The sequence below is a fragment of the Prevotella rectalis genome (genome assembly GCF_900607215.1).
Classification (GTDB): Bacteria; Bacteroidota; Bacteroidia; order Bacteroidales; family Bacteroidaceae; genus Prevotella; species Prevotella brunnea.
Map to the genome: position 1 here is coordinate 370,495 of NZ_LR027822.1, position 26,911 is coordinate 397,405.

The 26,911-nt window shown below is 43.6% G+C and carries 17 protein-coding genes and 1 riboswitch; of the genes, 7 read left to right on the plus strand and 10 right to left on the minus strand.

Annotated elements, in window-relative coordinates; genetic code table 11:
- Positions 1–538: 538 nt before the first annotated feature.
- The 6 genes from E0E16_RS09915 to E0E16_RS09940 all read right to left on the minus strand — a co-directional run bounded on the left by E0E16_RS09915 (position 539) and on the right by E0E16_RS09940 (position 10,016).
- A complete protein-coding gene (locus E0E16_RS09915) occupies positions 539–1,306 on the minus strand; it encodes a glycosyltransferase family 2 protein (protein WP_130830173.1) in 768 nt (255 codons plus the stop codon).
- Positions 1,303–2,577 (minus strand): glycosyltransferase family 4 protein, encoded by a 1,275-nt coding sequence (locus E0E16_RS09920; protein WP_130830174.1) that lies wholly within the window; start codon positions 2,575–2,577, stop codon positions 1,303–1,305. Before E0E16_RS09920 ends, E0E16_RS09915 begins: the two co-directional genes overlap by 4 nt.
- Before the next feature lie 1,450 nt (positions 2,578–4,027).
- A complete protein-coding gene (ispF, locus tag E0E16_RS09925; protein ID WP_130830175.1) occupies positions 4,028–4,519 on the minus strand; it encodes a 2-C-methyl-D-erythritol 2,4-cyclodiphosphate synthase in 492 nt (163 codons plus the stop codon).
- A 20-nt stretch (positions 4,520–4,539) separates the two neighbouring features.
- Positions 4,540–5,718, minus strand: coding sequence for a type IX secretion system outer membrane channel protein PorV (gene porV, locus E0E16_RS09930; protein WP_130830176.1), 1,179 nt, complete (start codon positions 5,716–5,718; stop codon positions 4,540–4,542).
- A gap of 77 nt (positions 5,719–5,795) precedes the next feature.
- Entirely contained in the window at positions 5,796–9,356 is a 3,561-nt protein-coding gene (gene porU, locus E0E16_RS09935; RefSeq protein ID WP_130830177.1) for a type IX secretion system sortase PorU, read from the minus strand.
- 42 nt (positions 9,357–9,398) lie between these two features.
- Positions 9,399–10,016, minus strand: coding sequence for a fumarylacetoacetate hydrolase family protein (locus E0E16_RS09940; RefSeq protein WP_130830178.1), 618 nt, complete (start codon positions 10,014–10,016; stop codon positions 9,399–9,401).
- Between the two features lie 943 nt (positions 10,017–10,959).
- On the opposite strand from E0E16_RS09940, the gene E0E16_RS09950 reads away from it, so the two are divergent.
- On the plus strand, positions 10,960–11,493 hold the full coding sequence (locus E0E16_RS09950) for a hypothetical protein (protein ID WP_130830180.1): 534 nt from the start codon (positions 10,960–10,962) through the stop codon (positions 11,491–11,493).
- A 161-nt stretch (positions 11,494–11,654) separates the two neighbouring features.
- Here the strand turns inward: E0E16_RS09950 and tsf are convergent, their stop codons facing one another.
- The 4 genes from tsf to rplM form a co-directional block, all read right to left on the minus strand.
- Positions 11,655–12,653, minus strand: coding sequence for a translation elongation factor Ts (gene tsf / locus E0E16_RS09955; RefSeq protein ID WP_130830181.1), 999 nt, complete (start codon positions 12,651–12,653; stop codon positions 11,655–11,657).
- Between the two features lie 108 nt (positions 12,654–12,761).
- Complete coding sequence (rpsB, locus tag E0E16_RS09960; protein ID WP_130830182.1) at positions 12,762–13,616, minus strand: 30S ribosomal protein S2; 855 nt, start codon at positions 13,614–13,616, stop codon at positions 12,762–12,764.
- 196 nt (positions 13,617–13,812) lie between these two features.
- Positions 13,813–14,199, minus strand: coding sequence for a 30S ribosomal protein S9 (gene rpsI, locus E0E16_RS09965; protein ID WP_130830183.1), 387 nt, complete (start codon positions 14,197–14,199; stop codon positions 13,813–13,815).
- 9 nt (positions 14,200–14,208) lie between these two features.
- Positions 14,209–14,673 (minus strand): 50S ribosomal protein L13, encoded by a 465-nt coding sequence (gene rplM / locus E0E16_RS09970; protein WP_130830184.1) that lies wholly within the window; start codon positions 14,671–14,673, stop codon positions 14,209–14,211.
- 650 nt (positions 14,674–15,323) lie between these two features.
- Positions 15,324–15,533, plus strand: a riboswitch (cobalamin riboswitch).
- Between the two features lie 160 nt (positions 15,534–15,693).
- Here rplM and E0E16_RS09975 point away from each other — a divergent pair.
- From E0E16_RS09975 to E0E16_RS10000, 6 genes are all read left to right on the plus strand, one after another.
- A complete protein-coding gene (locus tag E0E16_RS09975) occupies positions 15,694–17,706 on the plus strand; it encodes a TonB-dependent receptor plug domain-containing protein (protein WP_130830185.1) in 2,013 nt (670 codons plus the stop codon).
- An 11-nt stretch (positions 17,707–17,717) separates the two neighbouring features.
- Positions 17,718–18,872: a YncE family protein gene (locus E0E16_RS09980; RefSeq protein WP_130830186.1), complete on the plus strand. Its 1,155-nt coding sequence runs from the start codon at positions 17,718–17,720 to the stop codon at positions 18,870–18,872.
- Positions 18,869–20,113 carry a cell surface protein gene (locus E0E16_RS09985; protein ID WP_130830187.1) on the plus strand — a complete coding sequence of 415 codons (1,245 nt, stop codon included), beginning with the start codon at positions 18,869–18,871 and terminating at the stop codon, positions 20,111–20,113. Before E0E16_RS09980 ends, E0E16_RS09985 begins: the two co-directional genes overlap by 4 nt.
- Positions 20,114–20,151: 38 nt before the next feature.
- A complete protein-coding gene (locus tag E0E16_RS09990; protein ID WP_130830188.1) occupies positions 20,152–21,867 on the plus strand; it encodes a DUF5074 domain-containing protein in 1,716 nt (571 codons plus the stop codon).
- A gap of 148 nt (positions 21,868–22,015) precedes the next feature.
- A complete protein-coding gene (locus tag E0E16_RS09995) occupies positions 22,016–23,110 on the plus strand; it encodes a PKD domain-containing protein (RefSeq protein ID WP_130830189.1) in 1,095 nt (364 codons plus the stop codon).
- A gap of 39 nt (positions 23,111–23,149) precedes the next feature.
- On the plus strand, positions 23,150–26,395 hold the full coding sequence (locus tag E0E16_RS10000) for a DUF5074 domain-containing protein (RefSeq protein WP_130830190.1): 3,246 nt from the start codon (positions 23,150–23,152) through the stop codon (positions 26,393–26,395).
- Positions 26,396–26,911 lie beyond the last annotated feature (516 nt).

Consider the following 26,911-nt stretch of genomic DNA (forward strand, 5'->3'; position numbering starts at 1 on the left):
CTGTAAGCATTATAAAATGCACTTATTTTGACAAGAAAAGACCTAAAATAACCGATAATTCTAAGAAATAATAAGTTTAAGTCTATTTTAACTAACACAGATAGCCCCAAAAAAGTTTTACCGGACAGCAATAGATTTGAATAAGAAAAAATGTCGATAAGATTTGAACTCTTATCGACATTTTTTTTTTATTGCTGTCCGGTAAAAATTAACTGAAAGCTCTGTATCTCTTTATCCATCGGTATTGCAGCCGTTTTACTCATCCTGGGGCTTGGTTTTCAGTTTCAAACTGTAAGCATTATAAAATGCACTTATTTTGACAAGAAAAGACCTAAAATAACCGATAATTCTAAGAAATAATAAGTTTAAGTCTATTTTAACTAACACAGATAGCCCCAAAAAAGTTTTACCGGACAGCAATATTTTTTTTTAGAGTATTTTTCTTCAAAAGTTTCATTCTGCGCAGTCAATATCCGCATGCTCGCGCAATGCTGCATCTGAAGTTGCCAGTCGTAAAGGCTTGCGGTGAGACTTCTCCTTATCGGAAGAGAAACCGGATATGGCGCAAGATGGTTGTAACGAGCCCGTAATGGTGGCACATCACTCGAAAACGTTCAAGAAGCGACGCTCGATGGTGCATCGTTGTCTGTCCCTCCTGCATATAAAGGGCAACCACGGCATGAATATTGCGCAGCAACAGCCCTTTCGCTTCTCCGGATTTCATTACCCGAATACACCAATCCACATCAGCAGAATATCTATATTCCGTGTTATAAGGAATAGACCGGGCAATATCCGTTCGGGCATAAAACGCCTGATGACACACCAACATTCCCTCCTTGAACGACTCCCAAGTGAGGCTTTCCGGTGGTTGAAGTCTGCGGTGAAAAAGAAAATTACCATCGGCATCGATTATATCCGTATCACCAAAGAGCACGGCGGGACGTTCCTCTCCATCACCGGCTTCGGCAGCGAGTGCGACTTTCTCCAGCGTATCGGCTTCAGGGAAGCGATCACCGGCATTCAAAAATACGATGTAATCGCCCGTAACACGCTCCAAGCCTTTGTTCATTGCAAAGTATAACCCACTATCGGGCTCACTCGTTATCTTGACCACATGACCATTTTCGGCTTCTTCCGAAACTCTCTGATAAGTTTCTGCGAGCCTGATCGTATCGTCTTTGGAAGCCCCATCCACAATAAGATGTTCCACGTGAGGGAAGCCTTGCATCAAGACACTTTCCAAAGTAGGCTGCAAAACCTTCTCGGCGTTATAGGTTATGGTTACCACTGAAATTGTAATCATATCTGATAGTTTTTCATGGCCAAAGCTTGGTCGTAAATCTCTATATACTGCCCGGCCACGCGATGGCGCGAGTAGGTGCGTAGAACTTTGCTCAAGGCAGCAACAGAAAGTTCGTTGCCATTGGCTTCATCCAAAATCCAGCGGATGCCTCGTGCGAGATCGATGGAATCTTTTGCTTGGGCAACATAACCATTCACGCGATGATCTATCATTTCCGGAATACCTCCCACGTTAAAACCCACGCAGGGCACACCACAAGCCATGGCTTCCATGATGGTGTTGGGGAGATTCTCGGAAAGCGATGGGAGCACGAAAACATCCACAGCATTGTAGATGTTCACGATCTTGTTCTCATCTGAAATATACCCCATGGGGAAAACGGGCATACGAAACTGTCCTTCAAAATCTTCCGCTCGCCCGCCAAGAATGACTATGGCGGTGTTGGCACTCATTCCGGAATCGGCATCCACAAGCCGGTTGCAGGCATCCACAAGAAAGTGCATGCCTTTATTCACATTGGTGGCTCGCTGTGCCACAAAGAGTATCAAGCGTTTGCCGGTGGGAAGTCCGCAAGCCTTTCGTGCCACTGCCTTATCGCCCGGCTTAAACAAATGTGTATTGATGGGGTTGGGCACCGTACTAACGGTTTGGTCGGCAAGAAGTCCGCTCGCTTCAGCTTCCCGGGCAAGCCAACGGCTGCAAGCCACAAACGAAATATCGTATTCCTTATAGAGTTTTGCCTTTTTCATCCAAACCCGATAGGCAAGATCATGTTCAGAACCGCCACCGGGCAGATATTGACAATGGGAACAACAAGTTTCAAAACGACGACAGTCGAGTGATAAATGACAGATAGAGGATATGGGCCAAAGATCGTGCAAAGTCCAAACCACAGGTTTGCCGGATTCTAAAATCTTCCTGATACCGGAAAGGGAGAGCATTCCCTGATTGATCCAAGAAAGATGAATAATGTCCGCCTCCTTAAACTCCGGGAGGGAAGTAATGTCGGCACCGGCATTGGCAATATCCAGCGCAAATAAGTTGGTGCGAGAGAAGCGCAAATTCCAAAATACACACCAACGTTCCCACAAGAAACGCAGGCGATTGCGCCATCGACCTTTCAGACCGACTACCGTGATGTCATCGGTGAGTTTGTCGCGAACCAGCATCTTCGCTTTCACGCCATTATGGTTGAGCGCGTCCTTCAAACGATTGGCAGCTACTGCCGCCCCCCCGGTCTTCTCGCTCGTGTTTACAATCAATACTCGCATTACGGTACAAAGATAATGCAAAATGGGGAAATAACAGAACTATACTCTGTTAATTCTAATGCAATCGTTTGAAAGCAAGAGAGTTAATTAACCATATATATTCAACGAAAATTAGTTAAGTGGTTGATGGTCAGAAACTTTACTGTGAACAATCGATCATCGGAAACCACTTTGGTTCTTTTTTCTAATGACCGCCATCGGAAACATTCAATTATACGGGTTTGTTATTCGGCAATTTACCAACTAAAAAACATACGCCACAAACCCATATCACCACCTGTGCCTGTCCGAGACAAGACAAAAGATAAGCATATTCTTCGTTTAGCCGGGTCGTTGAAAACGCGAAACTCTTTCTCTCCGATATGGGAAAAGTGCGATAATGTCCTAAATTTTCTTCATTCATCCATCCAAAGCTTACCTTTTGCTTTCCAAAAGGTAAGCTTTCGGCATGCAAAAGGTCATGAATTGGAGTGCAAAAGCTAAGCTTTTAAATCGCAATTAATATTATCCTGATTATCAATAGGTTATGAGGCGTGCCTCGAATGTGGATTTTGTAATGTAATTTCGTGGTGATGGGCGAGTCGAATGTACGCTATCAAGCGTCTGTTTGCCATCACCTGAATACAAATTGGAGACATAAGTGGATATGTGTCAGCACTGGAACAAAATACGTAAAGTCTCATGATTTGATGTAACCTTGCGTGAGAGGCTCAAAAAATATTTAGTACAAGTTTCAAAACGAAGTGCAATAAAAGAGTATCTCTCTCGGCGAGGAAGAAGAAACAACCGGCAATACAAATAAAAAAGAGGTCGCAGTCTCCCAAAGATTAACTATGGAATTAGCTGAAATTCGCTATATGGGAATATTTCGTAAATTACTATTTAGAGCAACAGTGGAAAAAATAAAGAATTTCTCACCCCCATACAACACGGAGAAATCCTAACGACCGATTTGGGTTTAACGAACTATTGATTTACGAAATAAACAAATTATTGAGAGAATTTTGCTTCCCGGTCATAAAAGGACAGACCATGAAGCAGGATAGCAAGGTTGTTATTTTTGACCTATATCAAGAAAACAAATAAAAAGCGGAAAATCTCAGAGAAACATTTGGAAACAACACAAAATCGCAATACCTTTGCATCGTCAAAAGGTTAATAGATTGTTTAGGTTAGTAGTAATAGATTTAGGTTTTTAGTTATTTTTATTAGGTAAAAGTTTAACAGATCGTTTCAGGATGACAAAGATAACCGTGAGGTTCTCTTTGAACAAGAAAAGATTATAAAGGTTAAACATAGCAAACGCCAAAGCTCGTTGAGAGTTTTGGCGTTTGCGTATATATAAAGCTCTATACGCAAAAGATGGAGAAGCAAACAGAAGTGCGGGATGTGGTTTCCGAACAACAATAATTGAGAGAACAAGGAAAAGTGAAACCTTTATGAAACCACGTCATTTCTCAATCAGGCAAACAGCATAAGCAGCCATGCCCTCTTCTCTACCTACGAATCCCATTTTCTCGGAAGTGGTGGCTTTGATGGAAATATCATCTTCGTCGCAACCAATAACCTCAGCCAAACAGACTTTCATGGCAGGGATGTGCGGATTGATTTTCGGGCGCTCGGCGCAGATGGTTGCATCGATATTTCCCACCCGATAGCCCTTGGTAGCCAACAACTCGATGGTTTGTTTCAGAATAACCTTGGAATCTATATTCAAAGTCATATCGGAGGTGTCGGGAAAATGAAAGCCGATATCGCGCAGATTGGCAGCCCCCAACAAGGCATCGCAAACAGCATGTATCAAAACGTCGGCATCGCTATGACCGAGCAATCCCCATTCGTTTTCTATCTTAACGCCACCGAGAAACAAGTCGCGTCCCTTTACGAGCTTATGAACATCGTAGCCCATGCCTACTCGTATTTTACCAACAGAATTACTCATGTCTCGTGTATTAAATTAAGTTATCTTCGGTGGAACAAATCCTTGATACCGTCCATGTCGAACGAAAGGGAGAAACGCAAAGTTTGATCAAGTGGATTGCTTTTTGCCGTTGCGATGACATAGCCGGCATCAAGCGAGAAGACATTCATATGGAAGCCTGCTCCGACAGTGAAATATTTTCTGTTCCCCTTGTTCGCGTTTTCATGATGATAGCCGGCACGAAGCGAGAATTTATCGTTATAGACATATTCCGTTCCCACGCTCCATTGTATTTCCTGCATCTCTTCTGAAAAGCCATTGGGTGCATCGTTAAAGCTCTTGAAGATGCCGGAGATGGAAGAAACATCGTAATAATCTTTCTGCAAACGATCCTGATAATCGGTTTCCGACTCGTCCGCACCGCGCTGTGGATAGGTGGGAACCAAGAGCTTATTGGCATCGGCAGCTATCGTGAAGCGATTGAATTCATCCAAAGGTATCATCAACGAGGCTCCTAAACGTAAGTTGGTAGGGATGAATTCGGAGCGACTATCGCCTCCGAAAGAAATCTTGGAACCTATATTTGAAATGTTCAAGCCCAATCCCAACTGACATTCGCGACTGCCTATATTCAGATAGTTTTGGTAATAAGCCGAAATATCAGCCGCAAAAGCTGAACCGGGTGCTGTGTCTTCCGTGAAATTATATGTCAAGTCGGAATAGATCCATCGCACAGCCGCACCTAAAGAGAATGTCTCGCTCAACATCAGCGAATAAGCCAAATCGAGCGACATTTCATAAGGATTGATTGTCATGTCGTTGGTTCCATCCTGACTGCTGCTTGCCGAGACTTCACCCAGTGAAAAATAACGAACCGAACCGGACACGGCACTATAATCGCCTATACGATAATAACCCGCCAGATATGCCAAGTCCATGTCGTTTACCAATTGTCTGAGCCAAGGAGTATAGTTCAGTGAGACTCCGGCACGAGAGATGGTAAATGGATATTTGGCAGGATTCCAATACTGGGAATAAACATCGGGATCGGTCGCTACACCCACATCGCCCATACCCGCCGCTCGTGCATCAGGAGCTATCATCTGCGAGGTTACGGCATGATGAACGGGATTGAATATATCCTTTTTATCTTGCGCATATATAGAGACATAGCAGCTGATAAAAAGTAGGGAAATTATTATTCTTAGAGATTTATTCATTCTATTTATTTCTTTATTCGCTTGTTGTAATGTTCTTTCCAAGAGAAAAGTACCATCATAACAACGTACGAACGAACTTAATTATTGTTTATTACTATTAGTTTCTTTGCTTTTGATTCTTTTACAACCCCACCATTACTTATACTTAAACGCACTCGGTACAGATAAACTCCAGTTTTCAACCGAACCCCACTATTAATCGTTAAGTCCCAATCAATGGTAAATGTGTTGTCTGTCGATGTTCCTTGCTCTGTTCGCTTCCACAACAATCGCCCGGTGGTATCATATACATTCACCTCGGCGGTAACATCCGACCCCACGAAGTTATGAGTAATAATAAATGTCGTCTGCGTAGAAGCCGGGTTATGAGTGCATCCGATGCTCTCTATATCCGGGGTCAGACCTTTTACGACGTTAAAGTCGAGCACCGCCGTAGAGGAATTGTTAAGAATATCCCACACACGGAACTTTAATTGGTGTCTTCCTTCCGGCAATTCGGGAATATTAAAATGGGTGCGACCTTTCTTATAATTTCCAAAGTCAAACATAAAGTTATCATTGAGTTTGTAAGTGCGTGCCGCATCTCCATCGATGACGAGTTGAAGGTCGTGTCCCACCCCATTTCCGGAAGCGTTAATACCATCCTTATCGGTGATTTCCGCCACAAAATATGGTGTACTGTTTACGTTCCCCCCATTAACAAAAGTAGGAGAATTGAGATAGCAATAAACAGATGGTCCAATCAAGTCGTTGTTCACGGGTTCCGTGCCATTGATATAAAACCTTTCTTCCGAGCCATGTGCGAGCATAGAGTGATCATCGCTCACCGCATGAATATTGATCCTTCCCGTCCCTTCCGCATAATTCAAATCGCGCGGAACGGCAAATGTAAAACAGAACTCCCCATTACGCACACTATCAGTACCACTATACAGCATTTTCTGGCGATCATAATATGTAAATGCCGTCTCGGAAGTTTCCTCTTGTTGCCTGCAGGTGATGAGTTCGCGTGTATCAAAAACCTTTGCCGACATTAATCCATTAAAATTGGTTTCTTTGCCCAACTCTTTCACAATGCGTCCTTTTACCTTTGCTATTGCGCCACCTCGCAATATGATTTCATTATTCCCCTCTGTGTTCATTCCGTTGATAGAGTCGATAATCACCTTATATAATGGAAGATTCAGCTTCAGTGCCGGGTCGCCTAACAAAGAGTATTGCAACTTATTCCGAGTTCTGTCCCGTCCGGTATTTATCATTTCTGTTTTTGCCAATCGCTGAGCTTCTCCCAATGTTGTTGGTTCACCATCCTTAATGCTTAAAACGTGCTTCAAGAAAGAGGTGTTGATGGATTTGTTAAAATTAGCATACACCGTACGTGTGGTTCCCCAAAAAGCCACCGCACCACCTTTCGGGTTAAGCATGGCTTCCTCGCCTATCGTAGCGGAAGTACCATCGAAAGGCATGACATCGCAACTTGCCGTTATCCACAAAGGTAAATTCTCATTGGTGAAACCGGAAAAATCATTAATGCGTAATACTGCCTCATGAGAGATTTGTGTTTCCGATCCGTGCCCGGCATAATCCATGATGAGAGCCCCTTGTGCCTGCTGTTGCTTTATGATGGAAGAAACCTGCGGATAAGAATTTCCCGTTGATGAGGTAACGCGCTCATAAGCGTCCCACATAACTTTTTTTATCTGATAGTCCGGATAAGTCTTCATGATGGTTTCTGCTGTTTGATTTACATCACGCATATGAAGATTGTCATTTCCGTCATCTCCCATGAACATGATAACATTCTGCCACCCTCCTGCATTTTTATTGATAGCGTAATTCAAGGTCTTATCCACCATAATTTGCGCATCGGAGACATTGGAGACAGGAAAACGTCCCACACCGATATCTTCTTTATCCCGACTCAACAAATCCTCACCTTCCCCATCATCCATCAGTGTGAACCATCCATCATTGACGTAACAATCGGTTTCGCTAAATGAGTTTTCGCTTTCGTATGCCAAGAGATAATCATCGGGGTTGAGCTGCCTACAGTCTGCAGTGAGCATCCTATTGTCCCACACGCAATCACCAAAAAGTAAAAGAGATTTAGGCATCTCGGCTTCGGTGGTCGCACGATCGTAAAGCATCTTCAAATAACGACGATACGCCATCGCGTCCGGAGTCCCACTTGAGAACTCGTTATAAAGTTCATCCGCCGGCACTATGCGCACAGTCATCCCATCGTGTTCCTCGTGAAAGGCAGCCAAACGCTGTGCCTGTTTCAAGAGTTTCTGACTCGTTGGAATGATGATTACCATATCCGCACTGCCATGTCCGTGTAAGTCTTGATTCGTAATGTTATAAACGTACTCCGGAACGGGAAACGTGTCGTGTGTCAATTGAGGTGACGGTTTGGGCTTATCGTAAGTCATGGCAAGATAATCCAACCTTGCCGGACCTCCGGAAATCGTAAAAACCTTAACGGAATCCACCGCTCTTAGGTGTTTCAAATTATAAGTGCGCTCCACCTCGTAGCCACGATCAAAGGAGTTGCTCGGACTTATCTTTATATTCCCAAGGTTTTCACCATTCACTTCCACTCCGACCACGGTGGTATTCTTTCCCGTAGTAACTCCTATCATCAATGTCCCATTGGTGGCATTGGCAACATTAGGGAGCACATAAGTATGCGATTTCCCTACAGCTATCGGTGTGTCTTCAAAGAGATTTCTCCCTCCGGGATACCAACTAAAATTATCCACCTCATGAAGCGTGTGATAATCCTCCGGTAAAGGATAGACAGCTGTAAGGAATGTTGCAGAGTCGATAATCAATGGTTCTTTCCCATCTTCGGTAAGAAAATAATATCCGTATTGAGAATATGGGTTTCGCACGCGTTTTACGGAAGTTTTGCTCTCCCAACTCACCGGACCGCGCCCATAGAAAAGTCGCTTTCCGCCCACAATACAGCTCTCTACTTCCCGCAAGTCATCGGTATTCCGAATGAACTCAGCGGTCAATTTTTCGGGCTGAAGATTTCCTCCATAGCCATATATCTTCACTTTGCTCACATCCGAAAATCCCGCTTGTTTCACAAGAGTGGGGGTGAGCTGATAGATGCCATTTTTCGGCACACGTATTTTTGCCCATTTACCTGTCGCGAGCACGGAATGGGGCACATAGCGTGATGCCACTGAAGAAGGCTCTCGAGTTGAGCGACCACGCACGCTTTTCGATTTTGCAATGGGATTCGACGTGAGTGCAATCATAAAGCTCACCAAAAGCTGCTTCTTTCCTTCTCGTTCCACAATCGGAACGAGCGAGAACTCTAACGCTCCCTTTTTTCGTTCCACCACCATTTGTTGCACAATTTCAGGCATAGCCGGAGGAACCTTGTCCGACAGAATCTCATACCGCGCAATGTCTTGAGGACTCATATCAATAAACTCGGGATACCTTATCTCCAATCGATAGGTGGAGTCGGCATAATTCTCTCCAATGGGAATAGAATAAGTAAAATGAGGCAGAACAGAGTCGATGGTAACATCCTCAACAGTGAGATTAAAAAACCGTTGCCGCTGTGCATCTACAGTAACACACAACATTAGTAGTAAAATTCCAAGTATCGAACGCTTCATTTCTTGTTTCTTTTTTTAGAGCCGGACATCTGTTTCTCATTGTTATTTACAACGGAAATCCAGCACTTTTTCTTCTTCCAGATACCCCTGAAGATGATCATCGATTCGCACTGGTCCGCAACCCGTGGGACATCCGGTATATAATATATCTCCGGTCTTGAGTGTGAAGTAACGGCTGATGTAACTAATCACTTCATCTATTTTGCAGAGCATATCGCAAGTACAGCCTTGCTGCACGGTCTTTCCGTTGATATCAAGATGAAAGCGAAGTCTTTGTATGTCAAGAAACCTCTCTTTATCCACCCAACTGCCTAAGACGGCAGCCCCATCGAAACTCTTAGACAATTCCCACGGGCGTCCCTGCTCCTTCAATTTCTTCTGCAATTCGCGTGCCGTGAAGTCAATCCCCACCGTAACGGCATCGTAATACCGATGTGCGAAGCGTTCCGGGATGGTCTTTCCCAACCTACAAATGCGCACCACGACTTCCGTTTCGTATTCTATCCGCCCCATGTCGTCAGGGATGAAAAACGGTTTACCGTCTTTTAAAAGTGCGGAATCCGCTTTTAGGAATATCACCGGCTCATTTGTTTTTGATAACGTGCCGTGCAACGATTTATTGTGTTCGGAATAATTCATTCCTATCGCGAATATTTTCATCTTAAATGCTTTTGAATGATGTTTATAATTTCTTATCCATCGGTTTGAGACCCTCCATGCTTCACAACGCTACAAAGATATGTAATTTGCACGAAAATAAGGAAATCATCTCCAAAAAACTTATCCTTTGCCGAATGCGCCACACATAAACTAATCACGATTGTCATCATTTGGAGGATGAAACAGGCTATAAAGAACAACTTATATAAATATCATTTTACAGAATAACATTAAAGCTTAACCTCCAATCTCTAAGTTTGCGCTCATTAGAAACTATTGTAGTTCTACTACCATTAGAAATATTCAATTATATGGGTTTGTTATTCTGCAATTTACCAACTAAAAGCCATGCGCCATGAACTTCATGTATCAAGACCTGCGCCTGATAGGGCAAGACGAGAGACAAGCATATTCTCTTTATTTAGCCGGGGCATTGAAAATGCGAAAATCCTTCCCGGCGATATGGGAAATGTTCAATAATGTCCTAAATTTTCATCATTCATCTATCCAAAGCTTAGCTTTTGCTTTCCAAAAGGTAAGCTTTTACAATGCAAAAGGTCATGAATTGGAGCACAAAAGCTAAGCTTTTAAATCGAAATCAATATCACCTTGATTATCAACAGTTTATGAAGCGTGTCCCTGATACGGTTTTTGTAATATAATTTCGTGGTGATTAGGACGTCATTGGGAAAAGATAAAGAGCTTTCTCACTGTCATACAATACTGAGAAATCTTAATAAACGATTTAGGTTAAATGATAAATTATAACTTTTACACTAAAAAATATTGTTGTTTTTTTTGTATTCATTTTTTTTATTTATCTTTGCAACATCATTAAATGCTATATTCCACCTAAAAATATGCAGCACTGGACGGATAATGGCATTAACATGAAATGTATATTATAGAAACAAAGAGTAACATTCTTAATATTTATTGAATTATGAGAAAATTTACAACAACATTGTTCATCTTCCTTTGCGCCTTAACGGCAGGTGCGCAAAGCAACTCAAAAGGATCGTCAAATTTCGCGAACAGATTTTCATTTGAAGTGGCGACAGTTGGTAGCTCAACAAGCAAGAACATGAACCAAATCGGTTTTAAAGCCAACATCGGTTACGACATCATTCCTCAACTTTTTGTATTTGCGCAGATTGAAGGAGAAAAGTATCTATACAAATCCGGCGATGTGAAAACTCATTTTTCATCGAACACGTTAGGTGGCGGCTTGGGTACGATATTGTTCGACACAAAAGACGATAAAGGGAGCATGGGAACGATAGATGCCAGATTTGCTGTAGGTACCACTGTAGGCAACCCGGAGCTGAAAGCCACCACCTACGACTTCAGCATCAACTGGAAAATTCTGCGCGGAATATCCCCAACCTTGGGATTGGGCTACCGCCATATCAACACTCGCACCTCGGGAATGCCGAAGATGAACGTCGTATATGGAACGCTCGGAATAAAATTCTAACCGGATTAAAAGACAAACGGATTAAATCGGAAAGTACGGAAGTGGCAGCGAAAAAGAAAGAAGAAACAAGTTGCCACTTTTTATATTTAAAAAGGAGTTGTAAAAGTCGAGATTTGCACTTTTACAACTCCTTTTTTTTATATCCTCAGTAAAGGAAAAGCTTATTCCGCAGCGAGAGTGAAGCGTTTGTAAGCAACCACTTTAAGGTCCTTATCCTGACTCTTCAACCAGTCTGCCACGTTAATCTTATCGCCATCGCCAAACTGGAACTCCTGATCAACAAGGCAATTGTCCTTGAAGAACTTGTTCAAACGACCCTTAGCGATATTCTGAATCATGTTCTCGTTCAGGTTGGCAGCCTTCTCCGCACCCACAGTCTTCTTGATTTCGAGTGCTTTGTCGGCGTCCTCACGAGTCAGCCAACCTTTATTGATGTTCGACTCAATGTGCTCTTCGCTATCAACGAGGTTGGCATTGATGCCGGCTTTTTTGATAGCCGAGTTAACAGCTTTCTCCACCTGCTCTTCCTTTGTTTTTTCAACAGCCACCTTGTATTCCTCATCTTTTAACGATTGTGGAACGGAAGCCTCATCGAGAGCCACCGGTTTCATGGCAGCCACCTGCATGGCAATCTTGTGAGCCGCATCCTCATTATTACCACTTAGCTGAACGATGGTGGCAAGCGTGTGTTTGCCCATGTGGTCATAGACAGAAAGGTTATCACCCTCTATGAAGTTATAACCATCCAGTTCCATCTTCTCACCCGTGATGCCGGAACGCTGCTGAACGGTGCTTGCGGCATCCTCGCCGTTCGCCAATTTCAATGCCTTCACCTCATCGAGAGATTTAGCCTTAGCTGCAACCGCAGCGTCGAGAATTTCACGAACCATATCGACAAAATCCTTACCATTGGCAACGAAATCGGTCTCACACTTAACAGCCACCATAGCAGCAAAGCCATCAACAGCTTTCACGAGAACGCAACCATTGGAAGTCTCTCGGTCGGAACGTTTTGCAGCGATTGCCAAACCACGTTCGCGGAGCAAATCTTTTGCCTTGTCGAAATCGCCCTCTGCCTCGGTAAGAGCCTTCTTTACATCTGCAAGACCGGCACCGGTCATGGCGCGGAGCTTCTTAATATCATCAATAGATACAGCCATATTCTTTTTTTTCTTTAGATTTATAATTAAAAAATGTGGGCGTTGATGAGCGGTACCAAGTCGCCGACGACTCGCCATCGTTCACCAATGCCCAAAATATTACTCTTATTATTCGGCAGCGGGAGCTTCCTCTTCCTTTGTGGGAGCTTCTGCGACTGTTTCTTCCGCAACGGCTTCCGCCTTAGCTTCTTTCACAGCTTTGCGAGCACGTTTGGGTTTTGCCTCAGCAGCCTCTTCAGCCTGTTCTGCGGCAGCTTTCTCGTCAGCCTTTTCAGCCTTACGTTCTTCAAGACCTTCAGCGATGGCAGCACAGCACGCATCGAGAATTACCTCTACGGAGTCCTTTGCATCATCGTTTGCCGGAATTACGTAGTCGATATTACGAGGGTCGGAGTTCGTATCCACGATACCGAACACAGGAATGCCCAAGCGAGTTGCCTCCTTTACGGCAATGTGTTCTTTCATTACATCAATAACGAAGAGAGCCGATGGCAGGCGGGTAAGATCGGAAATGGAACCAAGGTTCTTTTCCAACTTAGCACGCTGGCGTGAAATCTGCAAGAGTTCGCGTTTGGAGAGGTTAGAGAAAGTACCGTCATTCATCAACTTATCGATGTTCGTCATTTTCTTAATAGCCTTGCGAATGGTGGGGAAGTTGGTAAGCATACCACCGGCCCAACGCTCGTTCACGTATGGCATATTAACCGATGCTGCCTTCTCAGCAACAACGTCCTTAGATTGTTTTTTAGTAGCGACGAACAAGATCTTCTTTCCGCTCTTGGCAATACCTTTGAGTGCTTCAGCAGCCTCATCCACTTTAGCCACTGTCTTGTGAAGATCGATGATATGGATGCCGTTACGTTCCATATAAATATATGGCTTCATAGCCGGATTCCACTTGCGATGTAGGTGACCGAAATGACAGCCAGCCTGCAATAATTGGTCAAAATTTGTTCTTGACATGTTTTTTCTTTTTGTTTGTTTACTTTCTTTTTAATTCTTTCTTGGCGAATAAGCTTCGCCAGGCTTTGTTAGAATCAACCGATGAGTAGTCCCCGATTTGGAATCTCATCTGTTTAGATACTAAACCGCAATTGAATTGTATGCCGTGAAAAGCCGAAAAGTTGCATTCGACATTTGGCGGATACGCTTCAAAAGATTAACGCTTACTGAACTGGAAGTGAGCACGTGCCTTGGGCTGACCCGGTTTCTTGCGCTCAACCGTGCGACTGTCGCGTGTCAAGAATCCATGATCTTTCAAGTTCTTCTTATCCTCCGGGTTAATCTCCACAAGTGCGCGGGCAATGGCGAGGCGAAGTGCCTGACTCTGACCGGTAAAACCGCCACCATAGAGATTTGCCTTTATATCGTACTGACCTTCTACACCGAGCAACTGCAAGGGCTGTTTCACAACGTATTGCAGAATAGCCGATGGGAAGAATTCCGTTAAATCTTTCTTATTGATTATAATTTTGCCGGTACCTTCAGAGAGGTAAATACGAGCTACAGAGCTCTTACGGCGTCCAACTGTATTAATAACTTCCATCTTTACCTTTTATTTATACTGGTTAATATCAATCGACTGTGGCTTCTGTGCCTCAAGTCCGTTGAGTTCGGAGCCTTCAATCACATAAAGGTTGTCCAACAAATGGCGACCGAGACGTCCCTTTGGCAACATACCCTTAACGGTGTGACGAAGCATTTTATCCACACCACCTTTGCGAGTGCGAAGTTGGGCGGGCGTATTGAAGCGCTGACCGCCGGGATAACCGGTATAACGAGTGTAAAGTTTATCCGTTTCTTTCATGCCGGAGAAAACTACTTTTTCCGCGTTGATAATGATTACATTGTCTCCGCAATCCACATGCGGAGTAAAACTTGGCTTGTACTTTCCGCGAAGCAGCTTGGCTACCTTAGAGCAGAGACGACCTACGATTTGGTCGGTAGCATCAACTACAACCCACTCTTTCTTGGCTGTTTCCTTGTTTACGGAAATAGTCTTGTAACTTAAAGTGTCCATTTCTAAATTTAAATTTTTACTACTAAAAAACGTTTTTGTTTGTTGCGCGGACGATTCTCTAACCGTGCGGCTCGGCCAAAAGCCATCACTATTAACACACCCACGCTGAGGGCTCTAAGAACGCCCTCGGAAATAATCGGTCTGCAAAATTACTCATTTTATATACCAGAATCCATAACATCAGGGATTAATTCTATATATTTATCATTATTTAACATAAACATCATTTTTTAACTATTCTCAACAGGCATAACATTATCATATAAAACAACTATCCGGCACATTTACCACCGACATCCCACGTCGTAATTTTGTCTATCATGAGCCGATGGAAAACGCTACGTGAGCAATAGGTCAGCAATGACGATGCAAAAGCTAACCTTTTGGCACTCGTTTGATGACCAAATGGAGTCCAAAAGCTAACCTTTTGAAAAGCAGTTGCTAACATACTGGTTTACAATCAATTACAAACCGTGTTTCAAAACCTTGTTTTTCTATTCGTTTTATCGCCAAAAGCAGCGTAGAGCGATACTACAATCCAACCATCGAGAACAGGCATCCGCTACCCTCCTCATGATTTTGCAAGACACAGAAAAATGAGCCTACATTTCAAAATGTCCTCGTTATTTTTCCGCATTTACTTGATATTTATTACCTTTGCACCTGTGAATGAACCGCAACAAGCATAAAGATGCCACGAGCTATGCGGTTAAAGGGAATCCGGTGTGAATCCGGAATAGTGCCTGCTGCTGTAAGTCCTAATTATTATCGCTGCACAAAGCCATTGATTGCACCAACAACTGAGAAGGAGCAGAGAGATAGGGATAAGTCAGAATACCTGTTCACCAATCAAGAAAGCTGCCGCGGGTTTCGGTTAGAGCAACAGCAAATAGTATTTTCACTAACAATTTCTGTTTCTTTATTTGACTACTTGTAGTACGCTTTGATTTTGCCACAGCTGAAATTCGCACTCACACCTCGCGGAAGTACAGTTTGTCGCATTCAATTAAGAATATATATATGTATAGAAGAGGTCTTTTACTGATTATTTTTTTTAGTATCGCATTAGGAGGAATTGCTCAAAACGAGATCAAGACAAAGAGTAAATTGGACAGCCTTCATCACTTGGAGGAGGTTACCATTGTCGCCAATTATGTGCAAAAAACAGTCGTTCCATCGCAGCAACTTAACGGAAAGGAATTGCGCAACATGAACTCTCTAAATGTTGCTGACGCCTTACGCTATTTCTCTGGTGTACAGTTGAAAGACTATGGCGGTGTCGGTGGTATCAAAACCATCAACATCCGAAGCATGGGCACCAACCACATGGGAATATCCTACGACGGCATTCAACTGGGAAATGCGCAGAACGGACAGATAGACTTGGGGCAATTCTCACTCGACAATATAGAGTCCATCTCGCTCTATAACGGTCAGAAAAGCGACATACTACAAGCAGCTAAAGATTTCGGTTCGGCTGGTTCTGTGTATATACGAACAAGAGTTCCGGTGTTTGCCCACAAAGAGAGCTATCATGCACGGGGAACCATACGCATAGGTTCATCTGACCTCATCAATCCTTCGGCACTCGTAGAGCTTAAGCTCAACGAGAGGCTGAATGCTCAGCTCAGTACGGAGTGGATAAACGCAAGCGGCAAATACAAGTTTCGCTATCGCCGCGTAAATCCTGCTGGCGAATTGGCCTACGACACCACCGCAATACGACAAAACGGAGACATCAACGCTACTCGTCTGGAACTCAACCTGAACGGACGTACCAACCATGGCGACTGGCATGCGAAACTATATAACTACAACTCCGAACGTGGAGTTCCCGGTGCAATTGTAAACAATGTTTGGCGCAGAGGCGAGCGCATTTGGGACACCAACTCATTCGCACAATTCAGCTTCAACCATACCATCAATAAATTTACAACACTGAACCAAGGGAAATACTCATTCTATCGTACCCACTACGTAAACAACGATGACAAACAGATAAAGATAGACAACCTCTACAAACAGCGGGAAGTTTACTTTTCGTCAGCCAACATGTATTCTTTCCTTCCGGAGCTGAAAGCCTCTGCCAGCTATGACTTCCAATGGAACTCGCTCGATGCGAACGTTTATGGTTTTGCGAAACCTACCAGACAAACCCACATGCTGTCATTGGCAGCAGCCTATCATTTAGATTGGATAAAATTACAGGCAAGCGGTTTGGCGACTTATATCCACGATGCACTCGACGGTCAGGAAGCTCCAAGCGATAAATTTGTGTTCACACCTGCCGTGATTATGGCCATCCACCCATTCAAGTCGAAGGATTTCTCTTTCCGTCTGTTCTACAAGAAAAGTTTCCGTATGCCCACATTCAACGACCTTTATTATGCTGACATGGGAAACTCTAAACTGAACCCCGAACACGTAACCCAATACAATGTAGGAATGCTCTACGAGCACCAGTCGCCGGAACGATTCTTCACCAATCTTCGTTTCAGCGTTGATGCGTATTATAATAAGGTGAAAGACAAAATCGTGGCTTATCCCAAAGGGCAACAGTTCCGTTGGACAATGCTGAACCTTGGCGAGGTGGAAATCAAAGGTATTGACGCTTCTGCCCAAGCAACTATCAATCCCATCAAAGACCTTTATCTCACGCTGCGCACCCAATACACCTACCAACATGCAATCGATGTCACCAATCCCGCTGACAACTATTACCGGGACCAGATTCCTTATATTCCACACCATTCGGGTAGTGCCATCTTCAATGCAGAGTACAAAGGTTGGAACTTGAACTATAGTTTCATTTATGTGGGCGAACGCTACAACCAGCAAGAAAACATTCGCTACAATTACACACAACCGTGGTACACAAGCGATGTATCTCTTTCAAAGACTTTCAGAATAAGGAACGTGAACATGCGGGGATTGTTGGAAGTCAATAATCTATTCTCGCAAGATTATGATGTCATTATCAACTATCCAATGCCCAAGCGCAACTATCGGTTCACTGTAATGGTGGAAATCTAACATAAAAGACTATGAAGAAATTTTGGTTTATCATGATATTAGCGATGTTCGTATTCTACTCTTGCAGAGAGGACGAATTGGTAGTGCCCACCGAATACGACATCATCAATGATCCACCTCTTCCGAACAGCAAAGTGCGCGGTTTCTACCTTGTGAACGAAGGAAACATGGGAAGCAACAAATGCACCTTGGATTACTTCGATTATCAGACAGGACTCTACGCACGTAATTTCTACGCGGAACGAAATCCTAATGTCATCAAGGAATTAGGAGATGTGGGAAACGATATACAAATATACGGCTCAAAGCTCTATGTTGTGGTCAATTGCTCACACAAGGTTGAGGTATTGGACGCTCGTACAGGTGTCAGGATAGGGCAAGTAAACATCCCCAACTGCCGCTATATCAGGTTTTACAAGGGTGCGGCGTATGTCAGCGCATACGTCGGACCGGTACTCATCGACCCTACAGCACCCAAAGGCGCAGTATATAAGGTTGATACGACTTCTTTGGCGGTGAAAGCAAAAGTGACTGTGGGATATCAACCTGAAGAAATGGAAATAATCGATGACTATATGTATGTTGCCAACTCCGGAGGATACCGCCCACCTGTTTACGACAATACTGTGTCGGTCATACAAATGGAGGACTTCAAACAAGTTCAACAGATACCTGTGGGCATCAACCTCCACCGACTGAAGAAAGACAAGTACAAGAAACTGTGGGTAACTTCTCGTGGTAACTACGAGAATGTGCCTTCACGTCTCTTTGTCCTGACCAAAAGACCGGGCTACAATCAGATGATTGTTACCGATACCATACCGGTAGCATGCTCAAACATGGCTTTCTATGGAGATTCCCTTTATTATTATGCAACTGAATGGAACAACTACACCCAGAAAAACACAATAAATTATGGAATCATCAACATAAAGACCAAGAAAGTGGTGAGCAAGAACTTCATCACCGATGGAAGCGAAAAAGACATCACAATCCCCTATGGCATAGCCATTCACCCGGAGACGGGCGATATTTTCGTCACCGATGCTAAGAATTACGTGTCGTCCGGTACGCTCTATTGTTTCGACCGGAATGGCAAACGAAAATGGAGTGTCCGCACCGGGGATATACCTGCACACATTTGTTTTTTAAAGACTCGAAAATGAACAAAATAAAACTATATCTCATAACTATTCTCTGCGCAACCTTTTCGTTCTTCATGACAGGCTGTACGGAAGACCCTGCTATGGTGAATCTCGGAATAGATGACACGTATTACATCTATAGAATGCAGAAATTGGGACTCCATTCGGAGTTTACCGGCGAAGAATACAAGTGGACGCTACACCTGCCCGATGGCAGAGACTCGCTCTTAAGTACTCAACGTGACTATATTTTCCTTGCAAAAGACGAGGGAAAATACAAGATAACTTTTGAAGTCATTGATCCAAACACCCCCTACCACCACGATTTTGAAGTAAACGTGATGCACGAGGAAGTAGAATACAGCCGCTATATTAGCCATGTTTATGAGTATATGCCGGCCCCGGGACAATTTGTAAATTATATTCCCGAATATTTAAATGGGGACAATGCAGAGGCTATGCGCATCAGAGCGGAAGAAAGCATTACAGGAAAGAACGATGTATTGGTATCCTTAGGAGGCTTTGGAGGATACATCATATTTGGGTTTGACCATACTGTAGTGAATGTTCCTGATGCGTTAGACTTTTATATCCAAGGCAATGCCTTTTACGAGCTTATTGAACCGGAAAAGAAGGGCGGGTCATGCGAGCCCGGCATCGTAATGGTCTCCTACGACACCAACATGAATGGAAAACCTGACGATGAATGGTACGAACTGGCGGGTAGCGAGTATTATAAACCCACAACCATTCATAACTATTCCATCACTTACACACGACCTGATCCAAACAAGAAACCGGTGAAAGACGACTCTGGCTTCCTGACCGATTTGACATACGTGCCGTGGACAGATTCAGAGGGGAAGAGTGGCTATATTGCCAAAAACAGCTTCCATACCCAACCATATTTCCCACAGTGGGTTGCCAACGATCAACTGACATTTACCGGCACGCGACTGCCAAACAATGCAGTGGACAAGAGTGGGCAAGGCAGATACTACGTACTCTATTCCTACGAATGGGGATACGTGGATAATCACCCGGCTGAATTTAAGGATTTAAGCAGCTTTGACATATCATGGGCTGTGGATAAGAATGGGAAGCCTGTCCACCTGCCTGGTATTGACTTCGTAAAGGTCTATACGGCAGTAAATCAGTATTGCGGTTGGATTGGTGAAACAAGCACAGAGATTTGCCGAGGAGAGGATCTTCACATCAAGGAACCCAATGGAGTACCTGACGACCCAATCCCAGGAAATTAATATTTAGCGAAACAATTCCATCATAAAAAATTAAACTTATGAAAAAGAAGCTACTCATCAGGTTATTTCTGCTACTGACGATGTTCCCGGCATTTACAACAGGAGCATTGGCACAGACAGATGATATAGACTACACCACCGGAGTCTTCTTTGTCAATGAAGACTGGTACGGTCATCAAAATTCCACGGTCAACTACCTCACAGAAAAAGGAGAATGGGTTTACCGTGTTATCCAAAAAGAAAATCCGGGCATGGAGTTGGGCTGTACCAATCAGCACGGCATCATCTATGGCGACCGGTTCTATCTCATTGCCAAGCAGGAACGAGACCCGGGATCCAAAATTAAAGGTGGACGCATCACGGTTGCTGATGCCAAAACCATGAAAGTTATAAAACAATTGGACAAGATTGACCCTTCGGGGAACACTTGCGATGGACGTGGATGTTTAGGAGTTGATGAGAACAAAGTCTATATCAGCACGAGCAATGGCATCTGGATATTCAACAGTAATACTTTGGAAGTAACAGGTCAAATAAAGGGCACTGAAAATCCATTCGCAGCTTCAGGAACAGGTGGCAATGCCAATCCAGGCAACAAGGCACTCTACTGGGGACAGTCAGGTTGCATGGTTCGGATTAACAACTATGTATTCTCTGTTCATCAGGAATACGGCGTTCTTGTGATAGACCCCTCTACGGATAAGGTGATTAAGGTGATTGACATGAAGTCGCTAATAGACACATTCAACGAATATCTCGCAGAGAATGCCAAACTGAAAGATGACGCCGAGCCTTGTGTTGGCAGTTCTTTGGTAATGGCAAAAGATGGCAGCTTATGGGTTTCTGTTACTTTGAACAAAGACGGCTATGGCAATATGTTGCCATTCATTGTGCGAATCGATCCCATTAGCTTTGGGACAGAAGTCGTTTACATTAGCCCCGACACCGGAAACTATCCCCCTGCATCATCATGGTACGCATGGACACCTGACGGTTTCTGTGCCTCCAATGTAGAGAATGCACTTTATTGGAATGGGGGTGAGAACTCATGGTTCAGCAATAGTAAGATTTTCAAGTTTGATGTTGATACTCGCACGGTAACCAATATTATCGACCTTGACAAGCAACCTGAGAAGTGGAAGCTTTACGGTTGCTCCATGCGTCCACACCCCATAACCGGAGATTTGTACATGTCGCTATTCAAAGGAGACTTTGCCGACAACACCTACAAGACTGTGAGAACCGACAAAGACGGCAAAATGCTTAAGGAGTATCCCATGATAAAGAACTACTGGTTCCCATCTCTTCCGGTTTTCCCCGATGTAGAGGCACCAATCCCCAATGACTTGGGCATAAAGAATATAGATACCGATGAGGCTTCCATAAAGATTTCCCTTTCAACACTGGCACATGATGCTGACAATATGGATGCAGCAATGGTAAAGACTGTTGAGAAAGTGAGCGACAATAGCAAATTCAACGCTGAGATAAAGAATGGGGAACTCATCGTAACTCCAAAGACAAAGTTTACATCTGAAGAATTTGTGAAGATAAAAATCAACAGCAACGGAAAGATAGCTTACGCAACCATAAAGCTCAACTGTACTACCAATGGCATTGAGAATGTTCAGAACAATGATGTCAAGGAAATTAAACGCTATAATTTATCCGGTCAAGAAACAAACAAAAGAAATGGAAGGATTCAGATTATTCGTATGAGCGATGGTACAGTGAAGAAAGTATTTGTGAAATAACTTGAGGGTTTGTCATCGGAGATAAAAGGCTCTCCGATGATGAATCTTGTAAAGTTACCACAAAGATGATGAATCCTGTAAAGGCCTGATAGATGATATGGAAAGAAAAGTATAACTACCTATTTATATAACAATTAGAAGTAAGATAATGAAAAGAAAGGTTTACACAAGCATTTTATTCAGCTTGGCAACATTAACAGCAACAGCTCAAACACAGGAGATAGAAGTGTTGGAGTATCATCCCGCACCGGGACAGTTTGTCAACACGCTTCCTAATGCCGATGAGACCACCACGCACGAGGAAGTTTGTCAAAGGGCAACTAAAAACCTCAACAACAAGGAAATGGTTCATCTTGGCACTTACGGAGGGTATGTAACCGTAAAGTTCGACCATCCCGTACAAAACAAGAAAGGTTCCGACCTCCGCATCTTGGGCAACGGCTTCTATGCCAATGCCGATCCGGTCTATGGAAAGGAGACAATAGGCGGAAGCATTGAGCCGGGAATCGTCTATGTAGGCGTGGGCGACAATGTGGAAACAGCACAATGGTATGAATTGGCAGGATCGGAATACTACAGAGGTCGGCAGATTTTCGACTTCACCATCACCTATCACAAGCCGACGGCAGAGTCAGGAGAGCACAATCAAGAATGGTCCACATACGACAACTACATCAAGTGGGAAGCCACATGGACGGAAAACGGTGTAAAGAAAGATTCTACGGGCTATCACATGAAGAACTCTTTCCATGCCCAGACCTATTGGCCTTATTGGGAAAAGGGAGAGACAATGACCTTCTCCGGCAGCAAGTTGCCCAACAATGCCATCGACCAATCGCACGTTGGCAGATATTGGGTGCTGTATCGTTACTCAAAAGACAGCTACGGCTACGTGGATGGCTCCACCAACGAAGAAGACGCTGCCACATTCGATCTCGACTGGGCAGTAGATAAGAACGGAAAGCATGTGGACCTGACGGAAGTTAACTTCATAAAGGTTTACACAGGCATTTTCCAATACTGTGGCTGGTTGGGCGAGACCTCGACAGAGGTTGCCGGTTTTGAAGACCTGCACTTGATACCGGGCTACGATGACAACCCTATCATCATTCCGACAAGCATCACTGCGCCACAGGCTGAAAGGAAATACGATGGTGCTTTCTACGATTTGACAGGACGCAAGGTAGAACACCCGAAGAGAGGCATTTACATACAAAATGGCAAAAAGATAGTTATCAAATAAGAATAGATATATCAACCAATAATTTTAAAACTTATAGTTATGATTAAAAGATTTTACATCTTCTTGGTTGCGTTGCTGTCGATAACGGCAATGCAAGCACAAAGTATCAGAGTACAAGGCGTGTCCCGCTCTGTAAAAAAAGCAAAAACGAGTTTAAGGGCAACGCCAAACAATGACATTCTTCCGGGCATTGACACAGGAAGAGAGTTTTACGAGGTAGGAAGTGGTATGAACATCTCGTATCTCGTTGTAAAATGGGATGATGGTAAAGGTAGCAACAAAAATCTCGTTTGGAAGTATCTTTGGACCACCGAGGCAGAAGGAACAGGCGAAGCGATGTTGAAGGCTATTGCAAAAGCCGATCCTCGTTTCTACATGCTCGTTTACGGAGGCACACAGTATGGTACCGCAATAGGCGGTATGGGCTTCGACCTCAACGGAAACGGCAACATCTCACTTTTAAAAAATGGAGTGTCATACAGCCTTACAGATGGATTGTACAACACTTCAACCTACGATTTTGACCATTGGACCTCTAACGACAGTTTAGACCATTGGAGAGCAGGTTGGTATAATGGCTATTGGAGTTATTGGACTACCGACGACCTCTCTACCCCTTACGCTTATTCAAGTGTAGGGGCTTCTTCAAGACATTTATCTAACGGTTCTGTAGATGGATGGGTGTATATGTCTGATATGGTTAATTGGTATAGCAACGACATGTCGGGAGAATTGGAATATGTAACTCCTATCGCTAACGCATCCGAAGTTGCTCCCCAAACAACCCAAGCTCGGTCGCAGACAAATAAAGCTCCGGGCAAAACCACAATAGTAAAAACTTACGCTGAGTTTAAGAATGCAGTCGTAAATGCGGCAGATGGCGATGTAATCGAATTTGACCCCGCACTTGCCGGTAAAGAAATAACTCCGACTTCTTCCACTTTCGGTGCTAATAAAAATATTACTATCAACGGCAATGGAGTTACATTCGTTAATTATACAATGCCACTTGGTTTTTATACATCTACAAGTGCACCATCTGTAGTTAAGATTAAGAATATCAATTTTAAGAACTGTACCACGCCAATTAAGGTTATTGCTGTTCAGGCAACAATCGAAAACTGTACTTTTGATAATTGCAAGGCTAAGGCAGATGCTGTTATCGGAGCTAATGGTAATTTGAAGAATAAATTGATATTGAATTTGATAGGTTGTCGTTTCTCAAACAACACTTCAGTTGCAACAAAACGATTACCTATTATAGAGTTTTTTGGTAATGCCTCAGGAAAAGCAGAAAACACAAAAGGACTTATTAGTTCTTGCTCTTTTGTTGGAAATGACGCTTACAACGCAGTCATTGGAATTTCAAACCCCGGCTCTTTCGAAATTGTGAACAGTGTATTCCAAGACAATAAAATTAAGGCAAAGAGCGGAAACACCATTCTGAAGCGTGATAATATGAAAGGATTCAAACTCCTTGGACACAATATCATTGAAGGTGGTATATCAGAACATAATAATGCAAAAGACACTATTGCAACTAACAAGTACTTGTCATCAACCGACATTGTCGGTGAAGATCTTAAACCATTGACATACAATGACGACTTGAAAGAGTATGTTGTAATCAGCACGGGAAAAGCATTCAACAACTTACCTGCCAACACTACATACGAAGGTGTTTTATTCCCAAAGAAAGACCTGTTAGGCAATGTCATCGATTATACAAAACCAACTCATAGCGGTGCCTGCCAGGCAGTTGCGGAAGCTCCGGTGGATTACACCAATGGTGTTTTCATCGTAAACGAGGACTGGTTCGGCCATCAGAATTCAACGCTTAACTTCATTAGCAACGATGGAGAATGGACTTACCGTGTCATTCAGAAAGAAAATCCGGGCAAGGAGTTGGGAGCAACAGCGCAGTATGGTACCATCTACGGAGATAAATTCTACATCATCTCGAAGCAGGAGAAAGATCCAGGTGCATCAATTGTGGGTGGTCGTTTGACTATTGCCGATGCCAAGACCCTGAAGATTGAGAAGCAACTGACTACGTTTGCAACCAACAGCGAAGGCAAGAGCATTGCCGACGGTCGTTCGTTCCTTGGCGTTGATGAAACCAAGGCATACATCGGCACAACCAACGGTATTTATATCTTGGATTTAACCACCAACGAAATCAAAGGACAAATCAGCGGTGCCGAAGGCAGTGCCACCGACCTTTATTCCGGACAGATTGGCAACATGGTTCGCGTTGACAACAAAGTATATGCCGTACATCAAACCAAAGGCTTGATTGTCATCGATGCAATTACAGACAAGGTAAGGAAGGTGATTCCGGCAGAGGAAGGCTGGGGCTTCGGCTCTGTGGTTCTTTCCAAAGACGGAAACTTGTGGCTCAGTCTTGCAGATAAAAATGGAAGCGGTAAGGCCGACACACGCATTGTTAAGCTGGATCCGAAATCACACAAGAAAGAAGTTATCGCCCTTCCGGAAGGTATGTTCGGGCCTGCCAACTCTTGGTATGCGTGGACTCCTGACGGCTTCTGCGCAAGCACACAGCAGAACGTTCTTTATTGGAATGGTGGCGAAAGCAGCTGGTTCAGCAACAAGACCATCTTCAAGTACGACATCGACAAGAAGGAATGTACTAAATTTATCGCAATCGATGACCCATGGAAACTCTACGGCTGCTCCATGCGTGTACACCCCGTTACAGACGAATTGTACGTCAGCCTGTATCAAGACTTCGGTAACCAAAGCTATACGTTGAGAAAATATGACACAACCGGTACCATCATCAAAGAATACCCAATGATTGCCAACTACTGGTTCCCGTCATTGCCCGTATTCCCCGACAACTTTGCTCCTACTGCAAAAGACCTTGGTGTCATTCCTGTTAGCAATACAAAGAGAACAAACATCAAGTTGGATGATTTTGTTGAAGACAAAGACAACTTGCCAGCTTCTATCATCATGACAGTGAAAGAAATTAGCGATGCCGATCTCTTTGATGCCAAGATTGTTAATGGTTATTTGTCTATCAATCCTTTGGTTGAACCTGACGGCGAGCAGACAGTTACAATCAAGATTAACAGCAATGGCAAGATCATTGAAAAGGTGGTTACCATAGAGTTTATGACCAATGAAGCACTCGGTGTTAACGAAATTGAAACTGAAAACGAAACGAAAGAGAAGGTAATCTACGACCTGCAGGGCCGTCGTGTGAAGAATCCACAGCATGGCATCTACATTGTAAACGGCAAGAAAGTTGTTTTCAAATAATGAATAATCTCACACCCGCCAATCGGTTTCACAATCCATGAGAGCCGGTTGCGCAGTGTGTAACCAGAATAGAAAAGGCAGCGACCCATTGACAAAGGTCGCTGCCTTTTCATTTTTGAAACAGCGAGTGCCCTGCACCCACAGAAAAAAGAATCGTTTGCCGGGGGATTTCTGATTCCGAACCATCGGGCATCAGATACCGAAAAATCGCCTCGTCATCACCATGAAATCACATAACAAAAAAGGGACTAAAACACTCTTTGCAACCTATTGATAATCAAGGTGATGGTACTGTCCTATAAAAGTGTGTAAGCTTCTTTTTTCTTATCTTTGTATTTGATAACTTTAAAAAAGAAAAAAATGAAACTTACACATTCGCAAATTTCGGAAATTCTTTCGAATTACACAAGCAGCAGCGAGGGTTTTGTTACCCTTCAGTCATTAATCATGAACTCCCTGATGTATCATGAACGAGAGTTGTTCGTCAGCGAAAATGCCCATGAGCAATGCAATGGC

Bases quoted from the DNA above. Each gene is read 5' to 3' on its own strand.
- E0E16_RS09915 (WP_130830173.1), bottom strand. From the start codon at position 1,306: ATGATTACAATTTCAGTGGTAACCATAACCTATAACGCCGAGAAGGTT.
- E0E16_RS09975 (WP_130830185.1), top strand. From the start codon at position 15,694: ATGTATAGAAGAGGTCTTTTACTGATTATTTTTTTTAGTATCGCATTA.
- rpsI (WP_130830183.1), bottom strand. From the start codon at position 14,199: ATGGAAGTTATTAATACAGTTGGACGCCGTAAGAGCTCTGTAGCTCGT.
- ispF (WP_130830175.1), bottom strand. From the start codon at position 4,519: ATGAGTAATTCTGTTGGTAAAATACGAGTAGGCATGGGCTACGATGTT.
- E0E16_RS09920 (WP_130830174.1), bottom strand. From the start codon at position 2,577: ATGCGAGTATTGATTGTAAACACGAGCGAGAAGACCGGGGGGGCGGCA.
- rplM (WP_130830184.1), bottom strand. From the start codon at position 14,673: ATGGACACTTTAAGTTACAAGACTATTTCCGTAAACAAGGAAACAGCC.
- E0E16_RS09980 (WP_130830186.1), top strand. From the start codon at position 17,718: ATGAAGAAATTTTGGTTTATCATGATATTAGCGATGTTCGTATTCTAC.
- E0E16_RS10000 (WP_130830190.1), top strand. From the start codon at position 23,150: ATGATTAAAAGATTTTACATCTTCTTGGTTGCGTTGCTGTCGATAACG.
- E0E16_RS09985 (WP_130830187.1), top strand. From the start codon at position 18,869: ATGAACAAAATAAAACTATATCTCATAACTATTCTCTGCGCAACCTTT.
- porV (WP_130830176.1), bottom strand. From the start codon at position 5,718: ATGAATAAATCTCTAAGAATAATAATTTCCCTACTTTTTATCAGCTGC.
- E0E16_RS09950 (WP_130830180.1), top strand. From the start codon at position 10,960: ATGAGAAAATTTACAACAACATTGTTCATCTTCCTTTGCGCCTTAACG.
- porU (WP_130830177.1), bottom strand. From the start codon at position 9,356: ATGAAGCGTTCGATACTTGGAATTTTACTACTAATGTTGTGTGTTACT.
- E0E16_RS09995 (WP_130830189.1), top strand. From the start codon at position 22,016: ATGAAAAGAAAGGTTTACACAAGCATTTTATTCAGCTTGGCAACATTA.
- E0E16_RS09990 (WP_130830188.1), top strand. From the start codon at position 20,152: ATGAAAAAGAAGCTACTCATCAGGTTATTTCTGCTACTGACGATGTTC.
- E0E16_RS09940 (WP_130830178.1), bottom strand. From the start codon at position 10,016: ATGAAAATATTCGCGATAGGAATGAATTATTCCGAACACAATAAATCG.
- tsf (WP_130830181.1), bottom strand. From the start codon at position 12,653: ATGGCTGTATCTATTGATGATATTAAGAAGCTCCGCGCCATGACCGGT.
- rpsB (WP_130830182.1), bottom strand. From the start codon at position 13,616: ATGTCAAGAACAAATTTTGACCAATTATTGCAGGCTGGCTGTCATTTC.